This is a genomic window from Curtobacterium sp. MCSS17_008 (assembly GCF_003234185.1).
Lineage (GTDB): Bacteria > Actinomycetota > Actinomycetes > Actinomycetales > Microbacteriaceae > Curtobacterium.
The window spans coordinates 14,449-38,966 of the sequence record NZ_QKSM01000011.1 but is presented as its reverse complement, the minus strand read 5'-3'; the positions used below and the strand labels follow the sequence as shown (position 1 = coordinate 38,966).

The window sequence follows — 24,518 nt, the reverse complement described above, 5'->3', positions numbered from 1 at the left end:
GCTGTCGGGCGTCTGTCAGTTGATGCAGACGCCTTCCTTGCCGTAGCTCTTGACGTCGGTCGAGCTCGGCTTCGGCTCGGACGACCTCGACGACCGCGGCTTCGACGGCTTCGTCTTCCCGGTGTCCGCGGAACCGTCCGCCGGCGCCGACGACGTGTCACCGGCCGGGGCCGGGGCGCTCACGGTCTTGCCGTCGGAGCCGAGCACCAGGGTGACGCCGGTCACGGCAGCCGAACGCACGGCGACCGCACCCGGGACCACGTCGGCCACGGCCTTCGCCTGGGCTTCCTGTCCGGCCGGGTACTGCACCTGGGTCGTCTTCGTCGTTCCCGACGAGCCGGGGGCGCCGGCCTGGAAGCCGCGCGCGGTGAGGTTCGCACTCGCCGTCGCCGCCGCAGCGGTGACGCCACTGCCGTTGAGCACCGTGACACTCGTCGCCGCGGGCTCGGCAGCGGTGGCCTCCGTGTACTCCTCCGGCTCGCCGACCAACCCCTGCACGAAGGCGGGGAGCCCGACGGTGTCCACCTCCACGATGGAGAGCGCGCCCGAGTTCGTCATGATGGTCGGGGTGCCGAGGGTCGGGATCGTGGCCGACTGGATGTTGCCGGGGCGGAGGTTCCGCATCTGGGCCCCGAGGGAGACCAGGTCGGTGTCCGTCTGGATCGATCCGCCCACCGCGCTGAGGATCGCGTTCATCTTGATCGGGTTCAGCAGCGTTCCGGCGGAGAGCACCTTCCGGGCCTCCTGCGACAGGAAGTACTGCTGGCGGACGTTGCGGTCCAGGTCGCCGTTCGGCAGCCCGTGGCGCTGGCGCACGAACGAGAGCGCCTGCTTGGCGTCGAGCTTCGAGGTGCCGGCGGGCAGGTCGACACCCGAGTACGGGTCGTTGACGGCGTTGTTCAGGCAGACCTCGACGGGGCCGAGCTCCTTGACCACCTGGTAGAAGCCGAGCAGCGACACCCGGACGTAGTGGTCGATCGTCAGGCCGCTGAGGTCCTGGATCGTCTGGATGAGCAGCTTCGCACCGCCGGTGTCGCCACCGCCGTTGAGGGTGCCGTAGTGGAACGCGCTGTTGAGCTTGCCCTTGCCGACACCGGGGATGTCGACGTACGAGTCGCGCGGGAACGAGATCATCGTCGCCTGCGACCCGTCGGCGTTGATGTGCAGCACGATCATCGTGTCGGTGTTCGTCGCACCGCCGTCGTCCTCGGTGCTGAGCTCCGCCATCTGCTCCGGCGTCGCGTTGTCCGGCCGGTGGTCGTCGCCGACGAGCAGGATGTTCTGCGCCTGTCCGTCGACGTCGTCGTCCCCGTTCGACCGCGGGGCGATCGCGTCGATCTTCGTGACGCCGTTGTTCAGGCTGGTGAAGGCGAACGCGGCGTACCCACCGGTCAGGACCAGGCCCATGGCCAGCACGCCCGCGACGGCGGGCAGGACCACCCCGCCCCCACGCTTCTGGCGCCCGTGGCGCGGCGGCACGGGGCCGCGGCGGGCACGGCGCGTCGTCTGCTCGGGATCGATGCTCACCCGGAAACCATAACGGCAGACCGTCGAACGGACAGGGAAACCGCTGAGGGTCCCCCGTCGATGCTGAACGGGCGGTCGGGCTCAGTCGCGCGCGGGCAGGAGGTGGATCGCCTCCATCGCGAGCTCCGCGCGGATGGGGTCCCCGTCGAGCACGGCGGCCCGCAGCTCGTCGATCTCGGGCCGGACGACCTCGGTCGGCACCAGCTCGGTGAGCTCGGGGACGCGCAGCTTGAAGGCCAGTCCGTCGGTCGTCGCCCGGCACAGCTGCGCCAGCGAGGCGTTGCCGCACGCGTCCGCCCACATCGAGTAGATGTCGGAGCCCTCGCGCGCCACCTCGTCCTGGTGGTCGGCGTCGATCCGGGCCGCGACGTCGTCGAGCGTCGCGACGATCTCCTCCCGCTCCGCGGCGGTGAACCGCGGGACGGCGAGCCGCACGACACCGCCGTAGATGACGCCGAGCGTGCGGTACGCGTCGAGCAGCTCGTCCTTGGTCGGCGCAGCGACACGCGTGTACCGGTTCGGCGCCATCTCGATCAGCCCGGCGCGGGCGAGCTCCGCCAGCGCCTCACGGATCGGGGTCCGGGAGACCCCGAGCCACGCGATGAGGTCGTCGTCGTTCAGCCGTTCGCCCGGTTCGAGCGTGCCGTCCATGATCGCGTCGCGGATCTTGTCCTGCACGGTGTCACGGAGCAGCTTGCGCTCGGCGGCGGGCTGCGTGGAGGGGACTGGCATGCCACCAGCGTGTCACATGTGACGGGACGCACGCGAGAGGCGCGACGGCCACCAGGCACGGCGCCCCAGGTCGATCGCGAGCGCGGGGACGAGCAGGGACCGGACCACGACGGTGTCGAGCAGCACGCCGAACGCGACGACGAAGGCGATCTGGGCGAGGAACAGGATCGGGATCACGCCCAGGGCGGCGAAGGTCGCGGCGAGGACGATCCCGGCCGACGTGATCACCCCGCCGGTCGCCGCGAGTCCCCGGAGGACGCCCTCGCGCGGACCGTGCCGCAGGGCCTCCTCGCGCACCCGTGTCATGAGGAAGATGTTGTAGTCGAGCCCGAGCGCGACGAGGAAGACGAACGAGTACAGCGGGACCGACGGGTCCGCTCCGGGGAAGTGGAACAGGTGGTCGAACACGAGCGCGCCGACGCCGAGCGCGGCGGCGAAGGACACGATCACGCTGCCGACCAGCACGAGCGGCGCCACGACGCTCCGGAGCAGCAGCACGAGGATCACGAGGATCACCGCGAGCACCACGGGGATGATGACCGAGCGGTCCCGGATGCCCGCGTCGTTCGTGTCGAGCGCCGTCGCCGTGACGCCGCCGACGACCGCGTCCGGGTCCACCCGCTCGACGGCGGTGCGGAGGTCGCGGACGGTCTGCTCGGCGGCGGCGGAGTCGGCGGGGTCCGCGAGGGTGACCTCGAGCAGGACGTCCCCCCGGGCGACGGTCGGCTCGGCGGGAGCCGGAGCGCCACCGGACCCGGCGCCCCCGTCCTCGACACCGCCCCCGGCACCGCCGTCGGTCCCGCCGTCGGTCCCGCCGTCGGTCCCCCCGTCCACGGGGACGGTGCCCGACGGGGAGTCCTCCGACGCGGCGACCACGCCGTCGACGCCCCGAACCGACCGGACCGCGTCCACCAGGCCGTCCAGGTCGCGTTCGGCACCGATGACCCGTGCCGGGCTGCCGGATCCCCCGGGGAAGTGGTCCGCGAGGACGTCCTGCCCGTCCCGCGCCTGCGACGCCCCGATGACGAGGTCGCTCTGCGGGACGCCGTCCGCGCGGAGACCGACCAGACCACCGCCCATGGCCAGGAGCGCGACGGTGCACACGACCCAGACCGTCCGGGACCGGCGGGCCACGAGCCGCCCGACGCGTGCCCAGAGCCCGGCCGCCTCCGGCCCGGTCAGGGCCCGGTGTCCGCTGCCGTGGACCGGGCGGAGGGGCCAGAACGCGGCACGACGGAAGGCCAGGAGCAGTGCCGGCAGCAGCGTGAGCGCGGCGAGCAGGCTGAACGCGATGCCGATCGCCGCGACCGGGCCGAGCGCCCGGTTCGACTCGAGGTCGGACAGGAGCAGGCAGAGCACGCCGACGATGACGGTGCCGCCGGAGGCGACGATCGGCTCGAACGCCCCGCGCAGCGCCGCCCTCGTGGCGTCCCACCCCGCCCGGTGGTCGCGGAGCGCCTCGCGGAACCGAGCCGTGTAGAGGAGCGCGTAGTCGGTGGCCGCCCCGATGACGAGGATCGACAGGATGCCCTGCACCTGGCCGTTGACGGTGACGACGCCGGCCTCCGCGAGCTCGTACACGACGAGGATCGATGCGCACAGGGCGAAGGTCGCGGTACCGAGCACGAGGAACGGCAGCAGGGGTGAGCGGTAGACGACGACGAGGATGACGAACACCGCGGCGAGCGCGACGCCGAGGAGCAGGCCGTCGATGCCGGCGAACGCCTCGGTCAGGTCCGCGGTGAAGCCCGCCGGTCCGGTGACGTACCCGGCGACCCCGGACGGCAGCGCGTCGCCCACCTCGGACCGGATCGCCGCGACCGCGTCGCCGGTGTCGGCGTCCTCGGTCAGCGTCGCCACGATCTCGGCCGCGTCGCCGTCCTCGCTCGGGATGACGGGGCTGACGTCCTGCACGTCGTCGCGGTCGCCGAGCGCGGTCGCGATCCGGCGGGCACCGGCGAGGTCGTCGTCGGTCAGACCGCCGTCGCGCTCGAGCACGACGATCGCGGGCGCCCCCGACGCCTGACGGAAGTCGGAGGCGCGTTCCTGGACCTCCGTGGCGTCGGCCGAGGCGGGCAGGAACGAGGTCTGGTCGTTCGTCGCGACCTCCGAGATCTTCCCGAAGACGGGGCCGCCGACGCTGGCGGCGACGAGCCAGACGACGATGACGAGCGCGGGCAGGACGACGCGGAGGAAGCGGGGCACGTCGGTGAGCGTACACCGATGGTCAGCATGCTGACTATCTTCGTGGCCACGGGCGGGGGTGCCACCGCCCGTAGGATCCCACCATGCACGAACCCGCCGAGCAGTGGCCGCTCGGGCGCCTGCTCTCCGCCGCTGCCCGGGCCGTCGAACGCGAGTGGGACGAACGACTGCGGGCGATCGGGTTGACGCACGCCGCACTCATCGCGATCGACATCCTGCTGCGGACCGGGCCGACGGGCGCGGACACGATCGCCCGGACCGCGCACGTGCAGCCCCAGACGATGTCACGGACGCTCGAGCGGGCCGAGCGGGACGGCCTCGTCGAGCGCACGTCACACCCGGAGGACCGCCGCCGGCGCGTGGTCTCGGTCACGGATGCGGGGCGACGGGCATGGGAGACGGCGCGGCACATCGAGCGCGAGGTCCTCCCCGAGGACGACGACCTCCGGAGGAGACTCTCCGCGGTCCTCCACCGCCGCTGATACTGGAGTATCAGATGTAGTAGACTCCTCGGGTCGGCGCAGTGCCGACCCGACCGGCAGGAGTCCCGATGTCCGAGCGTCGCGCCGCCCGAGCCGCGGCAGCAGCAACCCCCCGCGGCCGGCGGGAGCGTCCGTTCCTCGTCGCCCTCGCTGCGACGCTCGCCGCCCTGTCGGGCGTGGCCACCGTGCTCGCCGTCATCGCCGCGGTCTTCGTCGGCGGGTTGGCACGGAGCTTCGACAGCCGTACCGACGTCATCACCGACGCGTTCCCGGCCACTGACCGCCCGACACCCGCCGGCGATGCCGTGGACGTCCTGCTCGTGGGCTCGGACTCCCGCGCGGCGCGCGGCCCGGACGGCGACCCCGCCGGCACCCCTCCCGCCGGTGGCCGCTCGGACGCGCTGGTGCTCGCCCACGTGCCGGCCGACCGGCGGCACGTCTACCTGGTGTCGATCCTCCGCGACTCGTGGGTCGACGTGCCGGGGCACGGGACCGCGAAGATCAACGCCGCCTACTCGTGGGGCGGCATCCCGCTCACCGTGCAGACCGTCGAGCGCCTCCTCGACGTGCGGATCGACCACGTCGCGGAGATCGACTTCGCCGGGTTCGAGGACATGACCGACGCCCTCGGCGGCATCACCGTGCAGTCCGGGGACGACTTCACGGCACAGGGGTACCACTTCACGAAGGGGCCGAACCACCTCGACGGCGCACGGGCACTGGCGTTCGTGCGCGATCGGTACTCCTTCGCCGACGCCGACCACACCCGGGTACGGAACCAGCAGGCGTTCCTGCGCGGGGTGTTCCGGCAGGCCGTGTCGCAGGGCACCTTGACCGACCCTCGCCGCCTGCGGGACTTCGTGCGTGCGACGAGCGAGCACCTCGCCGTCGATCCGGGACTCGACGCCGCGACGGTCGCACGGCTCGGCTGGTCGCTCCGCGGCCTCCGGGCCGACGACCTCGTCACCTGCACGATGCCGACGGCGGGCAGCGGGACGTCGCCGGACGGGCAGTCGTACGTCGTGGTGGACGAGCACGACCGGCAGTCCCTGTCACAGGCACTCCGCTCCGACGACCTGCAGCACTGGATCGACGCGCGACCGCACCCGTGAGCGCACGAGACCCCCGTGACGTGTGCCACGGGGGTCTCGTGTCGGATCGGGAGCTCGATCAGGCGGGGAGCTGGAGCTCCTGGCCGGCGTAGATCAGGTTCGCGTCGTCGATGGCCGACGTGTTCGCGGCCCACAGCTTCATGTAGCCACCGTCGATGTTCAGCTTCGTCGCGATCTTGTCGAGCGTGTCACCCAACTGGATCGTGTACGTCTTGCCGCTGGTCTCGACCGCGGCGGGCTTGCTCGGGGCGGTGGACTGCGGTGCAGCCGGGGCCGCCGCCTCCGGGGCGGCCTGCTGCGGCGCCGCCTGCTGCGGCGCGGGCGCCGGAGCAGCCTGCTGCGGCGCGGGCGCCGGAGCGGCCTGCTGGGGGGCGGGCGCCGGAGCGGCAGGCTGCGGTGCCGCGTCCGCGGTCCCGCTCAGCCCGAGCTTCGCGGAGCAGGCGGGCCATGCGCCCCAGCCCTGCGAGGCGAGCACGCGCTCGGCGACGGCGATCTGGGCCTCGCGGCTCGCGGCGGCCGGGTTGCCGGCACCGCCGTGCGCCTGCCAGGTGCCGAGGTTGAACTGCAGGCCGCCGTAGTAGCCGTTGCCGGTGTTGATGGCCCAGTTGCCGCCGGACTCGCACTGTGCGAGGGCGTCCCAGGTCGAGCCGGACGCTGCGTTCGCGGGCGTTGCCGCGAGGCCGACACCGGTCGCGGCGATGCCGGCGAAGGCCAGGCCACCGACGAGGGTGCGGGTACGGGAAAGCTTCTTCATGGTTGATCGCTCCACCGGGACCACGGACCGAGAACCGGTCGCCACTGCCCGTCCCGACCGATCGCGGTCACGTTGTGGGGTGCTCCGCCGGGGGCAGTGGACTCGTGCCGGCGTCGCCTGGTCGGCAACCATAGGAAATTCGTCACTGTTATCAAACCGAGACAATGGTTCAGCCCCCAGGATGGTATGTCCCCCACCGGTCTTCCTGTACGGGCGGATCCCCGTGCTCGCGGCGATCCGCGTGTACCCGGGTACGCGACCTTGGCAATTCCCTGGCAATGCAGCGGACGGGAGGCGCAGGGCGGGCTGGCCGCGAGCCTCCCGTCCGCCGCCTGGTCACCACCTGGTCAGTGCCTGGACAGCAGCGTCACGACCTCGAGGTGCCCCGTCTGCGGGAACATGTCGAGCAGACGCGCCCGCCGCAGGCGGAGCGACGGCATGCGCGCGAGGTCCTTCGCGAGCGTGACCGGGTTGCAGCTCGAGTAGACGACGTGCTCGATCGCCGAGTCCTCGAGCCAGCGCGCGAGCGTCTCGCCGATGCCCCGACGGGGCGGGTTCACGAGGACGAGCTCCGGCAGGGCGTCGGGTCGGGCGCGGACCGCGTGCTCGGTCGCGTCGTCGGCGGCGAACCGGAGGTCCGACAGACCCGCCTCGCGCGCCGACTGCTTGGCCGACCGGACGGCCTCGCGGCTGGTCTCGATCCCCGTGACGGCCCGACCGGGACGGGCGGCGTGCAGGGCGAACCCGCCGACGCCGCAGTACAGGTCCCACATCGACGCGGGCGCCACCTCGTCGATCCAGGCCGACGCCTGGTCGTAGAGCTGTGCCGCCACGGCGGTGTTCGTCTGGAAGAAGCTCTGCGGACGCAGGTGCATCGTGACCCGGTCGAGCCGCATCGGCAGGGTCTCCTGCTCGGTGAGCACGACCTCGCGCTCCCCCTCGGTGACGGCCTTGTGCTCGGGGAGCAGGTTCGCGGTCACCACGACCGCCTGGGGCAGCACCCGCCGCAGGGCACCGAGGTGCTCGCGCAACCGGGGCAGCTGCCCCTCCGACCGCAGGACGAACCGCACCATCAGCTCGCCGTCGGGCGACTCGGTGACGAGCACGAACTTCAGTTCACCCCGGCGGGCGGCGACGTCGTAGGGGATGAGCCCGGCGTCGGCGACGAAGTCGGCCAGGACCGGGAGCGCACGCTGGATGCCCGGCGTGCAGATGCCGCAGTGGCGCAGGTCGACGCCGCGCTGCCGGTGGTCGAGGATGCCGACCGTCGGCCGTTGCACCGTCCCGGCCACGACCATCTTCGCCTTGTTCCGGTACCCCGACTCGGGGCTGGTGATCGCGGGGAGCCACTCGACGGCTCCGGGGCCGCCGGCCGCCTCGACCGCGTCGTGCAGGAGCTCGCGCGTGCGGATCTCCTTGTCGAGCACCTGGTCGGCGTAGGGCTGACCCATGAGCGTGCACGACCGGCACACCCCGCGGTCGAAGTAGTCGCACTGCATGGCCGGGTCAGGATACGGCAGCGGCGTCCCTCGTCGTGGTCGGGATGCGGTAGACCGAGGTCGTCGCGGCGACGAACAGCGTCGTGCCGCTCGCGCCGCCGAAGCACAGGTTGGCCACGACCTCGGGCACCCTGACGTCCCCGACACGCGTGCCGTCCGGGCCGAACACGGTGACGCCGCGGTGCGTGGACGACCAGACGTCGCCGTGCTCGTCGACACGGATGCCGTCCGGCACGCCCTCGTCGTCGTGCAGCCGGGCGAACACGCGCCCGTTCTTCACGCGCGCGCCGTCGACGTCGTACGCGCGGACCACCGGCTCGGCCGACGAGGAGCTCGCCACGTAGAGCACGCGTCCGTCCGGCGAGAACGCGAGGCCGTTCGGTTCGTCCACGTCGAGGACCACGGGGCGCAGGTCCTCGCCGTCCGGCCCGCACCGGAAGACCCAGTGGTCCCCGTACTCCCGCTCACCCGGGTGCCCCTCGCGCGGCTGGGTGATGCCGTAGGCGGGGTCGGTGAACCACACCGCGCCGTCCCGCGCGACGACGACGTCGTTCGGGGAGTTGAGGCGCACGCCGTCCCACCCGTCGACGACCGTGGTGACGACCCCGTCGCGGTCGCGCTCCACCCGCCGGCGCCCGTGCGAGCACTGCACGACCGAGCCGTCGCGGTCGAGGGTGCGCCCGTTCGGGTACTCGACCCCCTCGGCGTACACCGTGGTCTCGCCGGTGTCCTCGTGCCACTGCAGGATCCGGTCGCCGGGGATGTCCGACCAGCGGAGCGCGCGCGTGGCCGGGATCCAGCAGGGCCCCTCGGCCCAGGTGCTGCCGGTCGCGATGCGCTCGAGCGCGGCGGGGTCGGGGACGAGGTCGGTCAGGCTCAGCACGCAGGTCCTCCTCCGGTCGGTGTCCCCACGCTACGACGTCAGGCCGCCGCGGCCGTCTCGCTGCGCCGCCGCACGGCCTTCTCCACCGCGGAGATCACGAATCCGAGCAGGATCGACGCGACCACGGCGAGCGTCGTGACGAGGAAGGGCTCCTCGCGGCTCCAGCGTCCGGTCGCCGCAGCGATCGCGACGCAGTACGCGGCCCAGAGGACGTCGGCGACCACGCAGCTGACCAGGAAGCGCCGGACGTCGAGGCCGCTGTCCGCGCCGACGAGGTTCGTCGTCAAGCGCCCCATCGGGATGAAGCGACCGAGGACCGCGATGCGCACGGGAGCCGCTCGGTACCGGCCGTCGATCGACTCGCGGGCCCTGCGGACCTTCGGTCGCGAGAACCAGGAGCGCGAGCCGAGGTCGACCGACCGCGCCAGGTGGTAGAGCCCGAGGTCCCCGAGCACCATGCCGGTCGAGGCGGCGAGCACCAGGAGCAGCACCGGGAGGAGACCGCCGTCTCCCCCGACCAGGAGCGTGCCGATCGCGACGACCATCGCCTGGCTGGGCAGGAACACTGCGACGCTGCCCACCGCGAGCACGAGCCCGACGACGAGGAAGGCCCACGGGGTGCCGACGAGCTGGAGCACCATCTGCTGCGCCGCGTCCACCGAGCACCTCCACCGGCGCGGGGAGGCACGCCCACCTCGATCATCCCAGGTCGGCGGCCGGTCAGCACGCGCGACGCGCTCCGACGGAGACCCCGGGCAGGCGAGCGGTCGACGGTCCCGTCGCCGGAGCAGAGTGGGAGTGGAGTGTGGCCCGCTGACGGACGCCTGTCCGGCCGCTCAGGAACCTGTCATCCCTCATTCCGTAGTCTGTGAAGGCCCAGTGAGCCGGACTGCAGCCCGACCCCGAGGAGGTGCCCGATGGTCTCCGTCCTCATCGCGTTCGCGATCGTCGCCCTGATCGTTCCCGCCCTGACGCCCCTGATGGGACGGCGCGTCTTCTTCCTCGCGGCACTCGCTCCCGCTGCCGCCGCGGTCCTGACGGTCGTGCAGACCGACGCCGCCCTGCACGACGGGGTGACCAGCCGGTGGCAGTGGATCCCGCAGCTCGACCTCGCCGTGTCGCTGCGGATGGACGCCCTGTCGTGGGTCCTCGCCCTCGTCGTGTCCGTCGTCGGGGCCCTCGTGCTCGTCTACTGTGCGTCGTACTTCGAGTCGGACGAGCCCGGGCTCGGCCGGTTCGCCGGCGTCCTGACCGCGTTCGCCGGATCGATGTACGGCCTGGTCGTCGCCGACGACGTCATCGTGCTCTTCGTGCTGTGGGAGGCCACGACGGTCTTCTCCTACCTGCTCATCGGGCAGGACGCCGCGAAGCGGGCCAGCCGCGCCGCGGCGATGCAGGCGCTCGTCGTCACCACCGCCGGCGGCCTGGCGATGCTCGCCGGGCTCGTCGCGCTCTCCGTCACCGCGGGCACCACGAGCCTGTCGGGCATCATCGCGCAGGCCCCCGAGCTGGTGGACCGGCCGGGTCCGCTCGTCCCGGTCGCGGTCGTCCTCGTGCTGCTCGGCGCGCTGACCAAGTCGGCGATCGTGCCCTTCCACTTCTGGCTCCCCGCGGCGATGGCGGCGCCGACGCCGGTCAGCGCCTACCTGCACGCCGCGGCGATGGTGAAGGCCGGGATCTACCTCGTCGCCCGCCTCGCGCCGGCGTTCGCGCTGATGACCGGCTGGCGCGAGACGGTCACGGTGCTCGGCGTGCTCGGCATGCTCATCGGCGGGTACCGCGCACTCCGGCAGACCGACGTCAAGCTGCTGCTCGCGTACGGGACCGTCGCGCAGCTCGGCTTCCTCGTGCTCGCCGCCGGCTGGGGTGCCCCCGCCGTCGCCCTCGGCGGCGTGGCGCTGCTCGTGGCGCACGCCACCTTCAAGTCGACGCTCTTCCTGGTCGTCGGCGCGATCGACCACGTCACCGGCACCCGCGACCTCCGACGCCTGAGCGGGCTGGGCCGACGGATGCCGTGGCTCGTCGTGGTGAGCGTCCTCGCACTGGCGTCGATGGCGGGCATCCCCCCGACGGTCGGGTTCGTCGCGAAGGAGGCGGTGCTCACCGGGTTCGTCGAGGAGCTCCACGGACCGCAGGCCGGTTGGGCGTGGGTCGCGCTCGTCGGCGTGACCGTCGGCTCGCTGCTCACCGTGGCCTACTCGCTCCGCTTCCTCTGGGGAGCCTTCGCCCGCAAGCCCGGCGCGCAGGAGACCGAGGCGCACGGCCTGCACGGCCTCGGGCTCGTGCCGTCGGTCCTCGCGGTCACCGGTCTCGCGCTCGGCGTGCTCACCCCCGTCGTCGCCCACGGCATCGAGCCCGCGGCCACGGCGGCGGCGGTCCCCGAGGGCGCGGTCCCGCACCTGGCGCTCTGGCACGGCCTCGAACCCGCGCTCGGACTGTCCGCGATCACCCTGGTCGGCGGAGTCGCCCTGTTCCTGCTGCGCCGTCCGGTCGAGGCCCTGCAGCACCGGCTCGGCGGCTCGCCGAGCGCCTCCGGCACCTACCGGAAGACCATGCGCGGCCTCGACCGCCTGGCGACCGGCCTGACCGCCGGGGTCCAGCGCGGCTCGCTCCCCTACTACCTGACCGTCATCCTGTCGGTGTTCGTCGCCGGGGCGCTCGCGAACCTCGTGCTCGGGGGCCCGTGGAAGTTCCGCGTGCGGTTCGCCGACTCGTGGGGCCAGGTGCCCGTCGTCATCGTCATGGCCGTCGCCGCGATCGCCGTGCTCACCGCCAAGACCCGGTTCGCCGCCGCCGTGCTCGTCGGTGTCACCGGCTACGGGATGTCGGTGCTCTTCGTCCTGCACGGCGCCGTCGACCTCGCGCTCACCCAGCTCGTGGTCGAGACCGTCACCCTCATCGCCTTCGTCCTCGTGCTCCGCCGGCTCCCCCCACGCATCGCGACCGCGAACCCGTCGCGCTTCCGGATCGTGCGGGCGCTGTTCGCGGCACTCGCCGGTGCGACGATGGCGGTCGTCGTCGTGGTCGCCGCGTCGGCCCGGAACAGCACGCCGATCTGGCCGGACATCCCCGCCCTGACGAAGTCCTTCGGGCACGGGCTCAACGTCGTGAACGTGGCGCTCGTCGACCTGCGCGGCTGGGACACCCTCGGCGAGCTGACGGTCGTCGTCGCCGCGGCCACCGGCGTCGCGAGCCTCATCTTCGTCAACTCCCGCGAGGACACGCTCCCCCGTCTCCGCGACCTGCCCGCGAGCGTCGCGGGCGACAAGCACCGTCCCGACGGCGAACCGCGTGCGTGGTTGCCGACGAGCGCATCGATCCCCACCGGCCGCTCCGCCCTGCTCGACGTGGTCGTGCGCCTGCTCTTCCACGGGCTCGTCGTCCTGTCGCTCTACCTGCTGTTCGCCGGGCACAACGCCGCGGGCGGCGGGTTCGCGGGCGGTCTGGTCGCGGGCATCGCGCTGGCGGCGCGCTACCTGGCCGGCGGCCCCGCCGAGCTCGGCGCCGCAGCTCCCGTCCGTGCCGGTCGCCTGCTCGGACTCGGCGTCGCGACCGCCGCCACCACGGCGATCGTGCCGCTCTTCTTCGGCAAGGAGGCGCTGTACTCCGAGTTCTTCGAGGCGACGGTCCCCGTCCTCGGCCACGTCGAGTTCGTCACCGCGACCTTCTTCGACATCGGTGTGTACCTCGTCGTGGTCGGCCTCGTGCTCGACGTCCTCCGGAGCCTCGGCGCCGAGGTGGACCGGCAGCGCCTCGAGGACAGCCGGGCGCGGGTGCAGGACACCACCGAGGACGACCCGCACGACAACGCCGCCGCATCGACCCCGGAAGGGAGTGCAGTGTGACCATCACGCTGGTCCTCGTCATCGCGATGGCGGTGCTGTTCTCGTGCGGCGTCTACCTGCTGCTCGAACGGTCGCTCACCCGCATGCTGCTCGGCTTCCTGCTGCTCGGCAACGCGTTGAACCTGCTGCTGCTCATCATGTCGGGTGCCGCCGGCAGGCCGCCGATCGGCGGATCGGCCGAGGGCGTCACCGACCCGCTGCCCCAGGCGTTCGCCCTGACCGCGATCGTGATCACCTTCGCGGTGAGCGCCTTCCTGCTCGCGCTCATCCACCGCTCGTGGAAGCTGTCCCGCGCCGACGAGGTCGAGGTCGACGAGGCGGACGCCGCGATCGGCCGTGACCGCGAGGACGACGACGACGCGGACCCCGAGGCCGACTTCGACCCGAAGGCCCCGGAGGACGCCGACGACCCGCACGAGCGCTCCCCGCGGCCGGACCAGGAGGCAACCCGATGACCTGGCTCGTCCCCCTGCTCGTCCTCGTCCCGCTGCTCGGAGCCGCCATCGCGCTCGGGCTCCTCCGGCACCAGAAGCTGCAGCGCGCGATCACCGTCGCGGTCCTCGCGATCGCCGTCGTCGTGGCCGGCACCCTCATGGTGCTCGTCGACCAGCACGGCACGATCGTGGTCCAGGTCGGCGGCTGGCAGGCCCCGTACGGCATCTCGCTCGTGGTCGACCGGCTGAGCGCCCTGCTCCTGACCGTGAGCGCGAGCGTGCTCCTGCTCGTCCTGCTGTTCTCGATCGGCCAGGGGCTGGCCGCCGACGACGAGGACGCCCCGGTCACGATCTACTACCCGACCTACCTGGTGCTGGCGGCCGGCGTGCTCGACGCCTTCCTCGCCGGTGACCTCTTCAACCTCTACGTCGCGTTCGAGATGCTGCTCGTGGCGAGCTACGTGCTCATCACCCTCGGCGGCAGCGAGCAGCGCGTCCGCGCCGGCACGACGTACATCATCACGAGTCTCATCGCGTCGGCGCTCTTCCTCGCGTCGATCGGGCTCGTCTACGGCGCGACCGGCACCGTCAACATCGCGCAGATCTCCGAGCGTGTGGCCGGGCTGCCCGAGCACGTCCAGCTGCTCCTGCACACCGTGCTGCTCATCGCCTTCGGCATCAAGGCAGCGGTCTTCCCGCTGGCGTTCTGGCTGCCCGACTCGTACCCGACCGCCCCCGCGCCGGTCACCGCGGTGTTCGCGGGCCTGCTGACGAAGGTCGGCATCTACGCGATCATCCGCCTCGAGACGATCATCTTCCCCCGGCCGCAGCTCAACACGATCCTGCTCGTGGTGGCGGTGCTCACGATGATCGTCGGGGTGCTCGGCGCGGTGTCGCAGACCGACGTGAAGCGACTGCTGTCGTTCACCCTCATCAGCCACATCGGCTTCATGGTGATGGGCATCGGCCTCGGTTCCGTCGTCGGCACGGCCGCCGCGGTCTTCTACACGGTGCACCACATCGTCGTGCAGACCACCCTCTTCCTGGTCTCGGGCGTGATGGAACGGGTCGGCGGGACCACCTCGACCCGGTCCCTCGGCGGCCTGCTCAAGGCGGCGCCGCTGCTGGCCGCGCTCTACCTCGTCCCGGCCTTCAACCTCGGTGGGATCCCGCCGTTCTCCGGCTTCATCGGCAAGCTCGGCCTGTTCCGCGCCGCCGCGATCGACGGGTCCCCGATGGCCTGGGTGACCGTCGGCGCCGGGGTGGTCACGAGCCTCCTCACCCTGTACGCCCTGATGCGCGTCTGGGACGCGGCCTTCTGGCGGCCGCGTCCGGCCGCCGAAGCGGCCGCACCGCACGCCACCACGGCCGAGCCGCACGCGCACCTGCGGTCGCCGGAACCGGCGCCCCTGACCGTGTCCGAGGAGACGGGCGAGGCCTACCACCCGGGAGGCTCAACCACCGTGACCGACGAGGCGCACGCGAGCAGCGCCTCCCATCCGACCACCGGCTCGACCGCCACCGTCGGCGAGGCGCCGGAGCGTCCACGGCTGCCCCGGATGCTCGTCGCCGTCACGACCGTCGCGGTGCTCGGATCGGTCGCCCTGACCGTCGTAGCCGGACCGCTCTACGGCTACGCGACCCGCGCCGCCGAGTCGCTGGAGTCACCCGACCGCTACGTGCAGGCCGTCCTGGGAGGCACCGATGAGTGACACCCGCCGCATCTCGAACGCCCGACGGATCGCCCTCGCCTGGCGGTACGACGTCCCGCTGGTGGCCGGCCTGACCGTGCTGTGGGCGCTCCTGTGGGGGTCGTGGAGCGTCCTCACCCTGCTCTGCGGGTTGGTCGTGGCGCTCCTGGTGTCGCAGCTGCTGCCGCTGCCGCCCGTGCCCCTGTCCAAGCGGTTCTCGCTCCCGCGCATGCTGTGGTTCCTGCTCGTGTGGGCCGGGCACGTCGTCACCGCGTCGTTCCGCGTCGCGTGGGTCGCGGTGCGCCCACGCGGGGTGCAGCGGAGCTCGATCGTCCTGGTGCAGCTGCACACCACGTCGGAGATGACCTTCACCCTCGCGACCCTGGCGGTCTCGCTCGTCCCGGGCTCGTACGTGGCCGACGTCGACCTCCCCCGACGACGCCTGCTGCTGCACGTGCTCGACACCGAGCGACCGGAGCAGGTCGACCACGAACGGCGGACGGTGCTGCGCATCGAGGAGCTCGTGATCAGGGCGGTCGGGTCGAAGCAGGACGTCTCCGAACTGTCCGAGCCGCTGCCGGAGGTGGTCCGGTGAGCGCCGCGGTGGTCGTGATGGCGGTCGGAGTCGTGCTCGTCCTCGCCCTGCTCGGAGCCACGCTCGCCCTGGCGGTCGGCCGGATCGTGCGCGGCCCGACGATCCTCGACCGGATGATCGGCTCCGACATGGTGCTGACCACGGCACTCGTCGTGATCGCCGCGGCGATGGTGGTCCGTCGGGACCTGACCGGCGTCCCCGTGCTCGTGGTGATCGCCGCGACGAGCGTGTTCGCGACGATCGCCGTCGCCCGGATCGTCACCCCGTCGTCCGACCCGTCGGACGAGGGCCGCGACGCCACGACACCGGAGCACGCCGTCGAGGAGGAGCGCCCGTGATCGAGATCCTCGAGTCCTTCGTCGAGGGCGCCGGTGTCCGCGCCTGGATCGCCCTGGCGCTGCTCCTGGTCAGTGCGGCCCTGTCGCTCGGCGCGGCGGTCGGCATCGTGCGCTTCCCCGACCCGCTCGTCCGGCTGCACGCCATGGCGAAGCCGCAGGTCCTCGGCCTGGCGCTCGCCCTCGCCGCGCTGGTCGTGGCGGTGTGGACGTGGACCGCGTTCTGGGTCGTCGTGCCGATCCTGGTGTTCCAGCTGTTCCTCGTGCCGGTCTCGACGCACATGATCGCGCGGGCGGGGCTGCGGTCGAACGACTACCGGCACGAGGACCTGCTGGTGGACGACACCGAGGACTGAGCGCCTCGCGACCACCGGCTCGCCCGGGCTCAGCGCTGCCGGGCGGCCGACACGAGCGCGTCGTGCTCGGCGTCGGTCAGGCCGGCGCCGTGCGGGTGCTCCGGTTGCGCGGACTCCCAGCGCAGGGTGTCCGCGAGCGTCTCGGCGAGCGGACGGAGCGTCAGCCCGGTGGCACGGGCCCTGGCGTTCGACCGGTCGGACATGCCCTGCCAGTCGGCGTCCGGCAACCAGAGCGGCAGCGACCGTGGGCCGGACCACGGTGCGACGTCGTGTGCGGCGAGCCAGGCGTCGGAGACCGGCGCGGTCGCGTCCCCGGGGTGCACGGACGACGTGCCCCGGACGGCGACCGCTCGTGCCGTCGCGAGGTGCTCGCCGAGCGGGACCGCGTCCCCCGTGACGTCCACCGCCCCGGTCGCCGCGTCGACGCCGCGGGCGGTGGCCTGTGCCACGAGCCAGGCAGCGAGGTCACGCACGTCCACGAGGGACGTCGGGTGCGTCGACGGCGACCCGTCCTCCGCCGCGGGGACGAGCACCGTCCCGCCGGTCTCCGCGGCACGGGCGAACCGCCAGGGCCAGTGGCCGCTGCGGCCGGTGTGGTCGCCCGGTCCCCCGATCAGCCCGGCGCGGGCGAGGACCGCGCGTTCCGGCCCGAAGGCGTCGAGGACCGCGCGCTCGCAGGCCACCTTGGCTGCGCCGTACTCGGCGGGGTCGTCGGAGGGGTCGAGCACGGGCGCGTCCTCGTCGGCGCCACGCTCGGCGTGCGACGCGTAGACGCTCACGGTCGACACGAGGACGTACCGGTCGGCCACCAGCTCGAGGTCGCGGACCGCGCGACGGACGTGCTCGGGCGTGCGCGAGACGTCGACGACCGCGTCCCACCGTTCGTCGGCCACGACCGCGTGGGCGTCCGCGTCGTCACGGTCGGCGACGACGGAACGGGCGCCTGCGGGGACGTCGGCGCCACGCGCCAGGCACGTGACGTCGTGGCCGGCGTCGAGCGCGTGCTCGACCACGGTGCGGCCGAGCCAGGCGGTACCGCCGAGGACGAGGATGCGCATGCCGACCAGCCTGCTCCGCTCGCCGGCGACGTGGTCAGTCGGACGTGACGGCCGGGACGCCACTGCGACGTGCGAGCAGCAGGTCGGCCACCGCTGCGACGACCACCAGGGCAGCGGCGAACGCCGGGAACAGCATCGCGGCGCCGGTCCCCACCCGCTCGGCGACCTCACCGACGACGGCGGACGCGATCGACTGGCCGACGATGACCGCCGAGCCCAGGATCGTCATCGTGGTCGCCGATCGGCCCACCGGCGAGCGGTCCGACCCGAGGCTGTACTGCGCCACCAGGGTCGGACCGATGCCGATGCCCATGACGCCGAGCACGAGCGCGACCGCCGCGACCGAGTCGGCCTGGCTGAACGCGACCGCACCGCCGAGCAGCACGACACCGAACACGAGCCACCGCCAGGCGACCCCGAAACGCTGCGGGAACGCGGCCGACCCGAGGGCGAGGGCCGCGGAGCCGATCCCCATCACGCCGTAGAGCAGCCCGGCCTGGGACGACTCACCGTGCTGCTCCATGAAGGCCGTCAGCGAGGTCAGCGTCGACCCGAAGAACAGGCCGATGCCGAGGATGCCGACGACCACGACGAGCAGGCGCGGGCGGAGGAGCTGCCGCGCCGGCGCCCGGGTCTCCCGCGTCGGACCACCGACGACGAGCGCCCCGGTCGGGTGCAGGGCGAACGCCGTGACGAAGACGAAGGTCAGCGCGGAGGCCCCGGCCACGGCGACCCACGGAGCGATCGCGCTCGCGAGCAGCCCGACCAGGAACGGGCCGATGATGAAGACGGTCTCGTCGGCGGCCGACTCGTACGCCATCGTGCCGCTGAAGACCTTGTCACGGCGGGCCGGCGACATGCGCTGCCGGATGATGGCGACGAGTCGCGTCCTGGACATCGGCGCGACCTGCGGTGCCGTCGCCCCGATGAGGAACGACATCGCCAGGACGGCGAGGTCGTGTGCGGTGCTCGCGACGACGAGCGGCAGGACGCCGAGCAGCACGGCGTTCGCGAGCCCGACGGGCACGAGGACGGCGCGCTGGCCGAACCGGTCGGCGGCCGCGCCCACGAGGGGTCCGAAGACCGCCGAGCCGATGCCGACGAACGCGGAGTTGATGCCGCCGAGGGCGACGGAGTCACGGGAGGCGACGACAAGCGTCAGGACGCCGACCACCATCATCGCGAAGGGGAGGCGGGCGACGAACGCGATCGGGAAGTACCACCGACCGGCGAGGGAGACGAGGGACGCGTCAGAGCGTCGTTGTTGGAGCATGAGGGGGTGTGCCTTCTGGGGCCCCGCCTGATCGGGCAGCGGGCCCATCGGGTGCCGCCGTTGTCCGTCGGGGGCGCCGACGGCCGGTAGTTACACACTGCTTGATATGTTGCGCGCCAGTGTAGCAGGGGCGGCCGAGCGTCTGCCGAGGGCGGATCAGCGCCGGACCGGCACCGCCGCACCGCCGGGTCGCAGGAACGGGATGCGGTGCATGGTCCAGTCGCCCCACACCACGCGTGCCGCCGGTGCGACCGCGAGTGCCCAGAGGATCGATGCCGCGGCGTCGGTCGGGTTTCGTCATGCCGAACGCCAGCGCCGGTCGGACGTCCCGCGCCCGCCACCAGACCACGCCTGCGACGACGACGGTGATCGCGATCGCCGGCCCCGGGCTGATGACGTGGTACACCGCGGTGGCGAGGGCCCCGACCGCGCCGACGTGCAGGGCGTTGGACGCGGCCGCCAGCCCGATGTCGACCGACCCGAGGAAGAACCCGATCAGGGTGAGCACGAGCACGGTCCCGAAGGCGATGGTGACGGTCGCCAGCGGGTGAGGGTCCGGCTCGAGGATGCCGACGACATCGGCCCTCCTGCGGCGACGCTCGGGCTCGGTGCTCATCCCTCCATCGTCGCAGGGCCGGTCCCCGTCACCCGGGGAGACGGAGCCCGCCGGATCAGAAATCACACAGCCCCGGCTCGGTGCTTCGACTTCGCAACACCTAGCATGGAGCGGTGACCGACACGACGCCGCCCCTCGACCCAGCCCAGCTCGGCGCGTACTTCTCGCTGATCGAGGTCAGCAGCCTGCTCCGACACACCGTCGAGCAGCAGCTCAAGGACGCCGGCGGCCTGAGCTACGTGCAGTTCCAGCTCCTCGCGACCCTCGGTGACTCCCCGGACGACAGCGCACGCATGACCGACCTGGCCGACGGGGTCGTCTACAGCCGGAGCGGCCTGACGTACCAGGTGGGGTTGCTCGAACGCGACGGCCTGGTCCGGCGCGCCCCGTCGGTCGACGACGAGCGCAGCACCACCGTCACCCTGACCGACGCCGGGCGCGAGGTGCTCGCCGCGGTCTTCCCCGGGCACGTGGAGGTGCTCCGCCAGCTCTTCCTCGAACCGCTGTCGCACGACGACGTCGCGTCGCTCGCCGACGTGCTCGGTCGGGTCCGCGACCACATGCGCACGATCCCGCCCCGGTCGGCCCGGCCCCGGCGGAAGCGCACCTGACCCGGGTGCGGCGACCTCAGTCCTCGACGTCGAAGACGACCACGCGGCTGCTGCCCGCGCCGATGTGCTCGGCGACCGGCCGGTGCTCCGAATGGGGCAGGTAGGCGGCGAGCGCGTCGCGGTCACGGAAGCGCACCGTGAGCATCCAGTCGAACCCGCCCTCGAGCCCCTCGGTGCTGATGCTCGGCCCGGAGTGCACCGACTCCACCCCGTCGATGCGGGGCAGGTGCTCGCGGCAGAGTCCGTCCGCCCGCGCGGCGTACCCGCCGTCCCCGTCCCCGTCCCACGTCACCAGCACCACGTGCGTCACACCTGCCATCACAGCTCCCGTCGTCGTCGCCGATGGTGCCAGCTCCGCCCTGGGACACCATGCCGCCTGTGTCCGCACGCAACCGGGCGACCTAGCGTCGGTCGGGTACGAGACGGCACGACGAGAGGAACACCATGGCAAGCGGAGTGGCAGCGGTCTGGGTACCGGTCAGCGACATGCAGCGCGCGGTCGCGTTCTACCGCGACGCGCTCGGCCTGACGGTCGCGAGCGAGTCCGACGACTGGAGCGAGATCGACGCGAACGGTCTGCGCATCGGCCTGAACGGACGCGAGTCGGCGAGCCCGTCGGACGGCGGTGGCGCGGTCGTGTCGTTCCAGCCGGACGGCGCCATCGAGGACGAGGTCGCCGACCTGCGGTCGAGGGGCGTCGAGTTCGAGGGCGAGGTCAGCGAGCACCCGTGGGGCAAGATCATCCCCTTCAAGGACAGCGAGGGCAACGACCTGCAGCTCTACTCGCCGCCGCAGGGCTGACGCGAGCGGGTCGCGGAAGCAGCCCGTGACGGACGGGAGGCGCGCTGCCAGCTGGCAGCGCGCCTCCCGTCCGTTCGTCGTCCTGTCTAGAAGGCGGGCGTCCCACCCGCGATCGTGATGGTCGAGCCGGACTGGTAGCTCGACTCCGGGCTGACCAGGTGCACGTAGGCGGCACCGAGCTCGGCGGGCTGGCCGGGGCGGCCGAACGGCGACTGCTCGCCGAAGTGGGCGACGGTCTGCGCGTCGTCGGAACCGGGCTGCAGCGGCGTCCACACCGGACCGGGTGCGACCGAGTTCACGCGGATGCCCTTCGGGGCGAGCTGCTGCGCGACGGCCTCGGTGAAGGTCTTCACGGCGCTCTTCGAGATCGCGTAGTCGACCTTGTCGGGCGACGGGGTGGCGGCCTGGATCGAGCCGGTCGTCACGATCGTCGAACCGGGCTCGAGGTGCGGCACCGCCGCCTGGGTCAGCCAGAACAGCGAGTAGATGTTCGTCTTGAACGTCGAGTCGAAGTGCTCGGTGGTCAGCGACAGGATGTCGTCGTTGCTGTCCATGCGGCCGGCGACCATGACGAGCGTGTCGAGACCGCCGAGCTCGTCGACGGCCTTCTGGACGAGGTCCTTGCAGTACTGCTCGTCGGAGATGTCGCCCGGCACGAGCACGGCGCGGCGACCCTCGGACTCGAGGAGGTCGCGCACCTGCTCGGCATCCTCCTGCTCGTCCGGCAGGTAGGAGAGGACGAGGTCCGCGCCCTCGCGGGAGAGCGCGATCGCCGCGGCACGGCCGATGCCCGAGTCGGCACCGGTGACGATGCCGCGGAACCCGGTGAGCCGCTCCTTGCCGACGTAGCTCTGCTCGCCGTGGTCCGGCTCCGGGTCCATCTTCCACGCAGCGCCCGGCAGCGCCTGCTCCTGCTCGGGGAACGGCGGCTTCGGGTAGAGGGAGTTCGGGTCGCGCTTCTCGTACTGGCTCATGGGGCCATGGTGCTCGCCGACTGCTCCGTGACGGCCCAGTCGGCTCCCTGTCACCCGGGCACCCAGGTGGCGCCAGGGCGACAGGCGTTGCCTGCTCGCGGTCAGCCGATCACCGAACCGCAACAGGAGGCACCACATGGCCAAGACCTGGTTCATCACCGGAGCGTCGAAGGGCTTCGGTCGCGAGTGGGCGGAGGCCGCACTCGAGCGCGGAGACTCCGTCGCCGGCACCGCACGGAACACCGACGACGTGCAGGCGCTCGTCGAGCAGTACCCGGACACCTTCCTGCCGATCCGGCTCGACGTCACCGACCGGGCCGCGGACGTCGCCGCAGTACAGCAGGCCGCGTCGCACTTCGGCTCGCTCGACGTCGTCGTGAACAACGCCGGCTTCGGCCACTTCGGCATGGTCGAGGAACTCACCGAGGACGAGGTCCGCGCGCAGCTCGAGACGAACTTCTTCGGCGCCCTGTGGGTCACCCAGGCCGCGCTGCCGATCATGCGAGAGCAGCGCTCGGGACACATCGTGCAGGTGTCGAGCATCGGCGGGATCAGCGCGTTCCCGACGGTGGGTGCGTACCACGCATCGAAGTGGGCGCTCGAGGGCCTGTCACAGTCGCTCTCGCAGGAGGTCGCCGGCTTCGGCATCCACGTCACGCTCGTCGAGCCGGGCGGGTTCTCGACCGACTGGTCCGGCCCGTCGTCGAAGCACAGCGAGGAGATCGACGCCTACGCGGACGTCCGCGAGGCCGCGTCGAAGCGCCCGTCGGCCTCGGACCCCGGCAAGCCCGAGGCGACACGGTCGGCGATTCTGAAGGTCGTCGACGCGGAGCAGCCGCCGCTGCGCGTCTTCTTCGGCAGGGCACCGCTCGGCATCGCCGAGCAGGACTACGAGTCGCGACTCGCCACGTGGCGCGAGTGGCAGCCGGTCGCCGAGGAGGCACACGGCGCCTGACGGCACCACGTGACGGACGGGAGGCTCCTCACCGGCTGGTGGGGAGCCTCCCGTCCGTCACGAGGACCCGTCCGTCAGACGCCCGCCGTGGAACGGATCCACGACGACGACTGCGACAGCAGCGCGTAGTTCGAGCCGGCTCGGGTGTCCGCGCCCGGGTCGGCGCTGTCGCCGGTGGAGCAGACCGCGACGATCCTGCCGTTGACGAGGAGCGGACCACCCGAGTCGCCGTGGTTCGACGCCCCTGTCACGCCGGTGACGTGCTGGGCGCGACCGTTGTAGGCGTCGCGGGTGGAGCCGGTGAGCGACACCGTCGCCTGGTACAGCGCGTCCGACTGCTGCGCGTCCGCCCGCAGGCCGTAACCCTGGATCACGCCGGTGCCGCTCGACTTCGCGCTCGCGGTGAGGTCGAGGGGCGCGTAGGTGGACAGCGCGTACGCGCTGCGCAGGTGCACGAGCGCGATGTCGCCGGCCGGAGCCGCGCTCACACGGTCGACGGCGACGGGCGTCCCGCGGTCGACGGTGGAGTTCGAGTGGTAGACGTTCATCGCGCCGATGCCGTCGATGCAGTGGCGCGCGGTGAGCACCCACGACGCGGTGATCTGCTCGCCGGTGCAGTTGCTCACGTAGCCGGACGGGATCGTGCCGCCCGACGCCTCGAGCTGGACGGCCCACGTCGTGGTGGGTGCCTTCTCGCCGCCGACGACCTCGGTGCCGACGGGCAGCGCGGAGGCGGGGACTGCGGCGAACACGCCGCTGGCGACGACGGCCACGGCGGCGAACGCCGCTGCGAGGGTGTGCTTCACGGGGACTCCTCTGTTCCTGGATTCTGCACCGTTGCAGGATGCAACTGCGGTCATCCTGACCCCCGGTCGGGGGCCGCACCAGTCCGCACTTCCACCGACCCTGCAGGTGACACGGCGACCAGGTCGGGCCGGCGCGGACGACTAGCATCGGGAGTCCGGCCGCGCCGGAGGCCCCGCTGCGGCCGTCGCCCATGCCCCCTCGAATCCCTGGAGCCCGCCGCGCACATGACCGTCGCACTCGAGATCGCCGTCACCTCGCCCGCCGGGGCCCTCGTCGCGCGCGACGCCGGAGCCGACCGGGTGGAGCTCTGCGTCGGGCTGGAGCTCGGCGGCCTCACCCCGTCGCAGGCCCTGGTCGAGGCGACGCACGAGACCGGCATCCCCGCGCACGCCCTGGTGCGGTGCCGCCCGGGGGGCTTCACGTACGACGACGACGAGCTCGCTCTCATGGAACGGGAGGTCCGCACGGTCCTGCGCTCCGGTGCCGCCGGGGTCGTGGTCGGTGCGCTGCGGCCGGACCGGTCCCTCGACGAGGACACGCTCCGCCGCTTCGTGGACGCCGCCCGTTCGGTCTCCGCGCACGCCGAGGTCACGCTGCACCGTGCCGTCGACCACGCGGCGGACCCGGTCGCGACGGCCGCTCGGCTCGCCGGCCTCGGCGTCACCCGGGTGCTGACCTCGGGCGGTGCCGCGAACGCCCCGGCCGGTGCGGACACGATCGCCCGCATGGTCGACGCCGCCGGTCCGGTGCAGGTGATGGCGGGGGCGGGCATCCGGCCGGACGACGTCGCCGCGCTGGTGGCGACCGGGATCGCCGCGGTGCACCTGTCCGCGAAGCGTCCGGTCGACGCCACGGGGCACGGCGGTGTGCCGATGGGCAGCGGTGACGACGGGTCGGCCCACACCGTCACGGACGCCGGCGTCGTGGCGGCAGCGCGCAGGGCGCTCGACGCTGCCTGACACCGGGACGCACC

General features: G+C 72.6%; 25 protein-coding genes. 12 read left to right on the top strand and 13 right to left on the bottom strand.

All coding sequences use genetic code 11. The features are described 5' to 3' along the window. Positions 1-15: 15 nt before the first annotated feature. From DEJ23_RS11575 to DEJ23_RS11565, 3 genes are all read right to left on the bottom strand, one after another. Positions 16-1,527: an LCP family protein gene (locus DEJ23_RS11575; RefSeq protein ID WP_111240409.1), complete on the bottom strand. Its 1,512-nt coding sequence runs from the start codon at positions 1,525-1,527 to the stop codon at positions 16-18. 81 nt (positions 1,528-1,608) lie between these two features. Further along, a complete protein-coding gene (locus tag DEJ23_RS11570; RefSeq protein WP_111240408.1) occupies positions 1,609-2,259 on the bottom strand; it encodes a GntR family transcriptional regulator in 651 nt (216 codons plus the stop codon). Between the two features lie 12 nt (positions 2,260-2,271). Beyond that, a complete protein-coding gene (locus tag DEJ23_RS11565) occupies positions 2,272-4,464 on the bottom strand; it encodes an efflux RND transporter permease subunit (protein ID WP_111240407.1) in 2,193 nt (730 codons plus the stop codon). A gap of 83 nt (positions 4,465-4,547) precedes the next feature. Between DEJ23_RS11565 and DEJ23_RS11560 the strand changes: the two genes are divergently transcribed. Beyond that, entirely contained in the window at positions 4,548-4,946 is a 399-nt protein-coding gene (locus DEJ23_RS11560) for a MarR family winged helix-turn-helix transcriptional regulator (RefSeq protein WP_111240406.1), read from the top strand. Positions 4,947-5,014: 68 nt separating this feature from the next. Next, complete coding sequence (locus DEJ23_RS11555) at positions 5,015-6,058, top strand: LCP family protein (protein WP_111240405.1); 1,044 nt, start codon at positions 5,015-5,017, stop codon at positions 6,056-6,058. A 58-nt stretch (positions 6,059-6,116) separates the two neighbouring features. On the opposite strand, the gene DEJ23_RS11550 is transcribed toward DEJ23_RS11555, so the two are convergent. From DEJ23_RS11550 to DEJ23_RS11535, 4 genes are all read right to left on the bottom strand, one after another. Continuing rightward, entirely contained in the window at positions 6,117-6,812 is a 696-nt protein-coding gene (locus DEJ23_RS11550; protein WP_111240404.1) for a transglycosylase family protein, read from the bottom strand. Between the two features lie 347 nt (positions 6,813-7,159). After that, a complete protein-coding gene (gene rlmC, locus DEJ23_RS11545; protein WP_111240403.1) occupies positions 7,160-8,311 on the bottom strand; it encodes a 23S rRNA (uracil(747)-C(5))-methyltransferase RlmC in 1,152 nt (383 codons plus the stop codon). Between the two features lie 7 nt (positions 8,312-8,318). Further along, complete coding sequence (locus DEJ23_RS11540; RefSeq protein WP_309147084.1) at positions 8,319-9,194, bottom strand: SMP-30/gluconolactonase/LRE family protein; 876 nt, start codon at positions 9,192-9,194, stop codon at positions 8,319-8,321. A 38-nt stretch (positions 9,195-9,232) separates the two neighbouring features. Further along, positions 9,233-9,853: a DedA family protein gene (locus DEJ23_RS11535; protein WP_111240402.1), complete on the bottom strand. Its 621-nt coding sequence runs from the start codon at positions 9,851-9,853 to the stop codon at positions 9,233-9,235. A gap of 258 nt (positions 9,854-10,111) precedes the next feature. Here DEJ23_RS11535 and DEJ23_RS11530 point away from each other — a divergent pair, with 258 nt between their 5' ends. The 6 genes from DEJ23_RS11530 to mnhG are packed head-to-tail and all read left to right on the top strand — an operon-like array spanning position 10,112 to position 16,450. Further along, entirely contained in the window at positions 10,112-13,039 is a 2,928-nt protein-coding gene (locus tag DEJ23_RS11530; protein WP_111240401.1) for a Na+/H+ antiporter subunit A, read from the top strand. Continuing rightward, positions 13,036-13,494 (top strand): Na(+)/H(+) antiporter subunit C, encoded by a 459-nt coding sequence (locus DEJ23_RS11525; protein ID WP_111240400.1) that lies wholly within the window; start codon positions 13,036-13,038, stop codon positions 13,492-13,494. The genes DEJ23_RS11530 and DEJ23_RS11525 overlap by 4 nt, the downstream gene beginning before the upstream one ends. Beyond that, entirely contained in the window at positions 13,491-15,185 is a 1,695-nt protein-coding gene (locus tag DEJ23_RS11520; RefSeq protein WP_111240399.1) for a Na+/H+ antiporter subunit D, read from the top strand. The genes DEJ23_RS11525 and DEJ23_RS11520 overlap by 4 nt, the downstream gene beginning before the upstream one ends. Next, positions 15,178-15,759 carry a Na+/H+ antiporter subunit E gene (locus DEJ23_RS11515; RefSeq protein WP_111240398.1) on the top strand — a complete coding sequence of 194 codons (582 nt, stop codon included), beginning with the start codon at positions 15,178-15,180 and terminating at the stop codon, positions 15,757-15,759. The genes DEJ23_RS11520 and DEJ23_RS11515 overlap by 8 nt, the downstream gene beginning before the upstream one ends. After that, positions 15,756-16,097, top strand: a complete 342-nt coding sequence (locus DEJ23_RS11510) for a sodium:proton antiporter (RefSeq protein ID WP_258375483.1) — start codon at positions 15,756-15,758, stop codon at positions 16,095-16,097. Before DEJ23_RS11515 ends, DEJ23_RS11510 begins: the two co-directional genes overlap by 4 nt. Then, entirely contained in the window at positions 16,094-16,450 is a 357-nt protein-coding gene (mnhG, locus tag DEJ23_RS11505; RefSeq protein ID WP_111240397.1) for a monovalent cation/H(+) antiporter subunit G, read from the top strand. The genes DEJ23_RS11510 and mnhG overlap by 4 nt, the downstream gene beginning before the upstream one ends. 29 nt (positions 16,451-16,479) lie before the next feature. Here the strand turns inward: mnhG and DEJ23_RS11500 are convergent, their stop codons facing one another. Genes DEJ23_RS11500 through DEJ23_RS15470 form a run of 3 tightly spaced genes read right to left on the bottom strand, consistent with a single transcriptional unit; the run spans position 16,480 to position 19,397 of the window. After that, a complete protein-coding gene (locus DEJ23_RS11500) occupies positions 16,480-17,508 on the bottom strand; it encodes an NAD-dependent epimerase/dehydratase family protein (RefSeq protein WP_111240456.1) in 1,029 nt (342 codons plus the stop codon). 34 nt (positions 17,509-17,542) lie between these two features. After that, a complete protein-coding gene (locus tag DEJ23_RS11495) occupies positions 17,543-18,781 on the bottom strand; it encodes an MFS transporter (RefSeq protein WP_111240455.1) in 1,239 nt (412 codons plus the stop codon). After that, positions 18,759-19,397: a hypothetical protein gene (locus DEJ23_RS15470; RefSeq protein WP_146240281.1), complete on the bottom strand. Its 639-nt coding sequence runs from the start codon at positions 19,395-19,397 to the stop codon at positions 18,759-18,761. Before DEJ23_RS15470 ends, DEJ23_RS11495 begins: the two co-directional genes overlap by 23 nt. A gap of 113 nt (positions 19,398-19,510) precedes the next feature. Here DEJ23_RS15470 and DEJ23_RS11485 point away from each other — a divergent pair, with 113 nt between their 5' ends. Beyond that, on the top strand, positions 19,511-20,008 hold the full coding sequence (locus tag DEJ23_RS11485; RefSeq protein ID WP_111240395.1) for a MarR family winged helix-turn-helix transcriptional regulator: 498 nt from the start codon (positions 19,511-19,513) through the stop codon (positions 20,006-20,008). A 16-nt stretch (positions 20,009-20,024) separates the two neighbouring features. On the opposite strand, the gene DEJ23_RS11480 is transcribed toward DEJ23_RS11485, so the two are convergent. Then, on the bottom strand, positions 20,025-20,327 hold the full coding sequence (locus DEJ23_RS11480) for a Dabb family protein (RefSeq protein ID WP_111240394.1): 303 nt from the start codon (positions 20,325-20,327) through the stop codon (positions 20,025-20,027). Between the two features lie 125 nt (positions 20,328-20,452). Here DEJ23_RS11480 and DEJ23_RS11475 point away from each other — a divergent pair, with 125 nt between their 5' ends. Further along, entirely contained in the window at positions 20,453-20,809 is a 357-nt protein-coding gene (locus tag DEJ23_RS11475; RefSeq protein WP_111240393.1) for a VOC family protein, read from the top strand. 86 nt (positions 20,810-20,895) lie between these two features. Here DEJ23_RS11475 and DEJ23_RS11470 read toward each other — a convergent pair whose 3' ends face one another. Beyond that, positions 20,896-21,783: an SDR family oxidoreductase gene (locus DEJ23_RS11470; RefSeq protein ID WP_111240392.1), complete on the bottom strand. Its 888-nt coding sequence runs from the start codon at positions 21,781-21,783 to the stop codon at positions 20,896-20,898. A 136-nt stretch (positions 21,784-21,919) separates the two neighbouring features. On the opposite strand from DEJ23_RS11470, the gene DEJ23_RS11465 reads away from it, so the two are divergent. Then, the gene (locus DEJ23_RS11465; protein WP_111240391.1) at positions 21,920-22,738 is read left to right on the top strand and encodes an SDR family oxidoreductase; all 819 of its coding nucleotides are present in this window, start codon (positions 21,920-21,922) and stop codon (positions 22,736-22,738) included. Positions 22,739-22,812: 74 nt separating this feature from the next. Here the strand turns inward: DEJ23_RS11465 and DEJ23_RS11460 are convergent, their stop codons facing one another. Further along, positions 22,813-23,544 carry a trypsin-like serine protease gene (locus tag DEJ23_RS11460; RefSeq protein WP_111240390.1) on the bottom strand — a complete coding sequence of 244 codons (732 nt, stop codon included), beginning with the start codon at positions 23,542-23,544 and terminating at the stop codon, positions 22,813-22,815. A 225-nt stretch (positions 23,545-23,769) separates the two neighbouring features. On the opposite strand from DEJ23_RS11460, the gene DEJ23_RS11455 reads away from it, so the two are divergent. Next, positions 23,770-24,504 (top strand): copper homeostasis protein CutC, encoded by a 735-nt coding sequence (locus DEJ23_RS11455; RefSeq protein ID WP_111240389.1) that lies wholly within the window; start codon positions 23,770-23,772, stop codon positions 24,502-24,504. Positions 24,505-24,518: the final 14 nt, after the last annotated feature.

Bases quoted from the DNA above. Each gene is read 5' to 3' on its own strand.
- DEJ23_RS11570 (WP_111240408.1), bottom strand. From the start codon at position 2,259: ATGCCAGTCCCCTCCACGCAGCCCGCCGCCGAGCGCAAGCTGCTCCGT.
- DEJ23_RS11560 (WP_111240406.1), top strand. From the start codon at position 4,548: ATGCACGAACCCGCCGAGCAGTGGCCGCTCGGGCGCCTGCTCTCCGCC.
- DEJ23_RS11555 (WP_111240405.1), top strand. From the start codon at position 5,015: ATGTCCGAGCGTCGCGCCGCCCGAGCCGCGGCAGCAGCAACCCCCCGC.
- DEJ23_RS11550 (WP_111240404.1), bottom strand. From the start codon at position 6,812: ATGAAGAAGCTTTCCCGTACCCGCACCCTCGTCGGTGGCCTGGCCTTC.
- rlmC (WP_111240403.1), bottom strand. From the start codon at position 8,311: ATGCAGTGCGACTACTTCGACCGCGGGGTGTGCCGGTCGTGCACGCTC.
- DEJ23_RS11530 (WP_111240401.1), top strand. From the start codon at position 10,112: ATGGTCTCCGTCCTCATCGCGTTCGCGATCGTCGCCCTGATCGTTCCC.
- DEJ23_RS11520 (WP_111240399.1), top strand. From the start codon at position 13,491: ATGACCTGGCTCGTCCCCCTGCTCGTCCTCGTCCCGCTGCTCGGAGCC.
- DEJ23_RS11515 (WP_111240398.1), top strand. From the start codon at position 15,178: ATGAGTGACACCCGCCGCATCTCGAACGCCCGACGGATCGCCCTCGCC.
- DEJ23_RS11500 (WP_111240456.1), bottom strand. From the start codon at position 17,508: ATGCGCATCCTCGTCCTCGGCGGTACCGCCTGGCTCGGCCGCACCGTG.
- DEJ23_RS11495 (WP_111240455.1), bottom strand. From the start codon at position 18,781: ATGCTCCAACAACGACGCTCTGACGCGTCCCTCGTCTCCCTCGCCGGT.
- DEJ23_RS15470 (WP_146240281.1), bottom strand. From the start codon at position 19,397: ATGAGCACCGAGCCCGAGCGTCGCCGCAGGAGGGCCGATGTCGTCGGC.
- DEJ23_RS11480 (WP_111240394.1), bottom strand. From the start codon at position 20,327: ATGGCAGGTGTGACGCACGTGGTGCTGGTGACGTGGGACGGGGACGGG.
- DEJ23_RS11475 (WP_111240393.1), top strand. From the start codon at position 20,453: ATGGCAAGCGGAGTGGCAGCGGTCTGGGTACCGGTCAGCGACATGCAG.
- DEJ23_RS11470 (WP_111240392.1), bottom strand. From the start codon at position 21,783: ATGAGCCAGTACGAGAAGCGCGACCCGAACTCCCTCTACCCGAAGCCG.
- DEJ23_RS11465 (WP_111240391.1), top strand. From the start codon at position 21,920: ATGGCCAAGACCTGGTTCATCACCGGAGCGTCGAAGGGCTTCGGTCGC.
- DEJ23_RS11455 (WP_111240389.1), top strand. From the start codon at position 23,770: ATGACCGTCGCACTCGAGATCGCCGTCACCTCGCCCGCCGGGGCCCTC.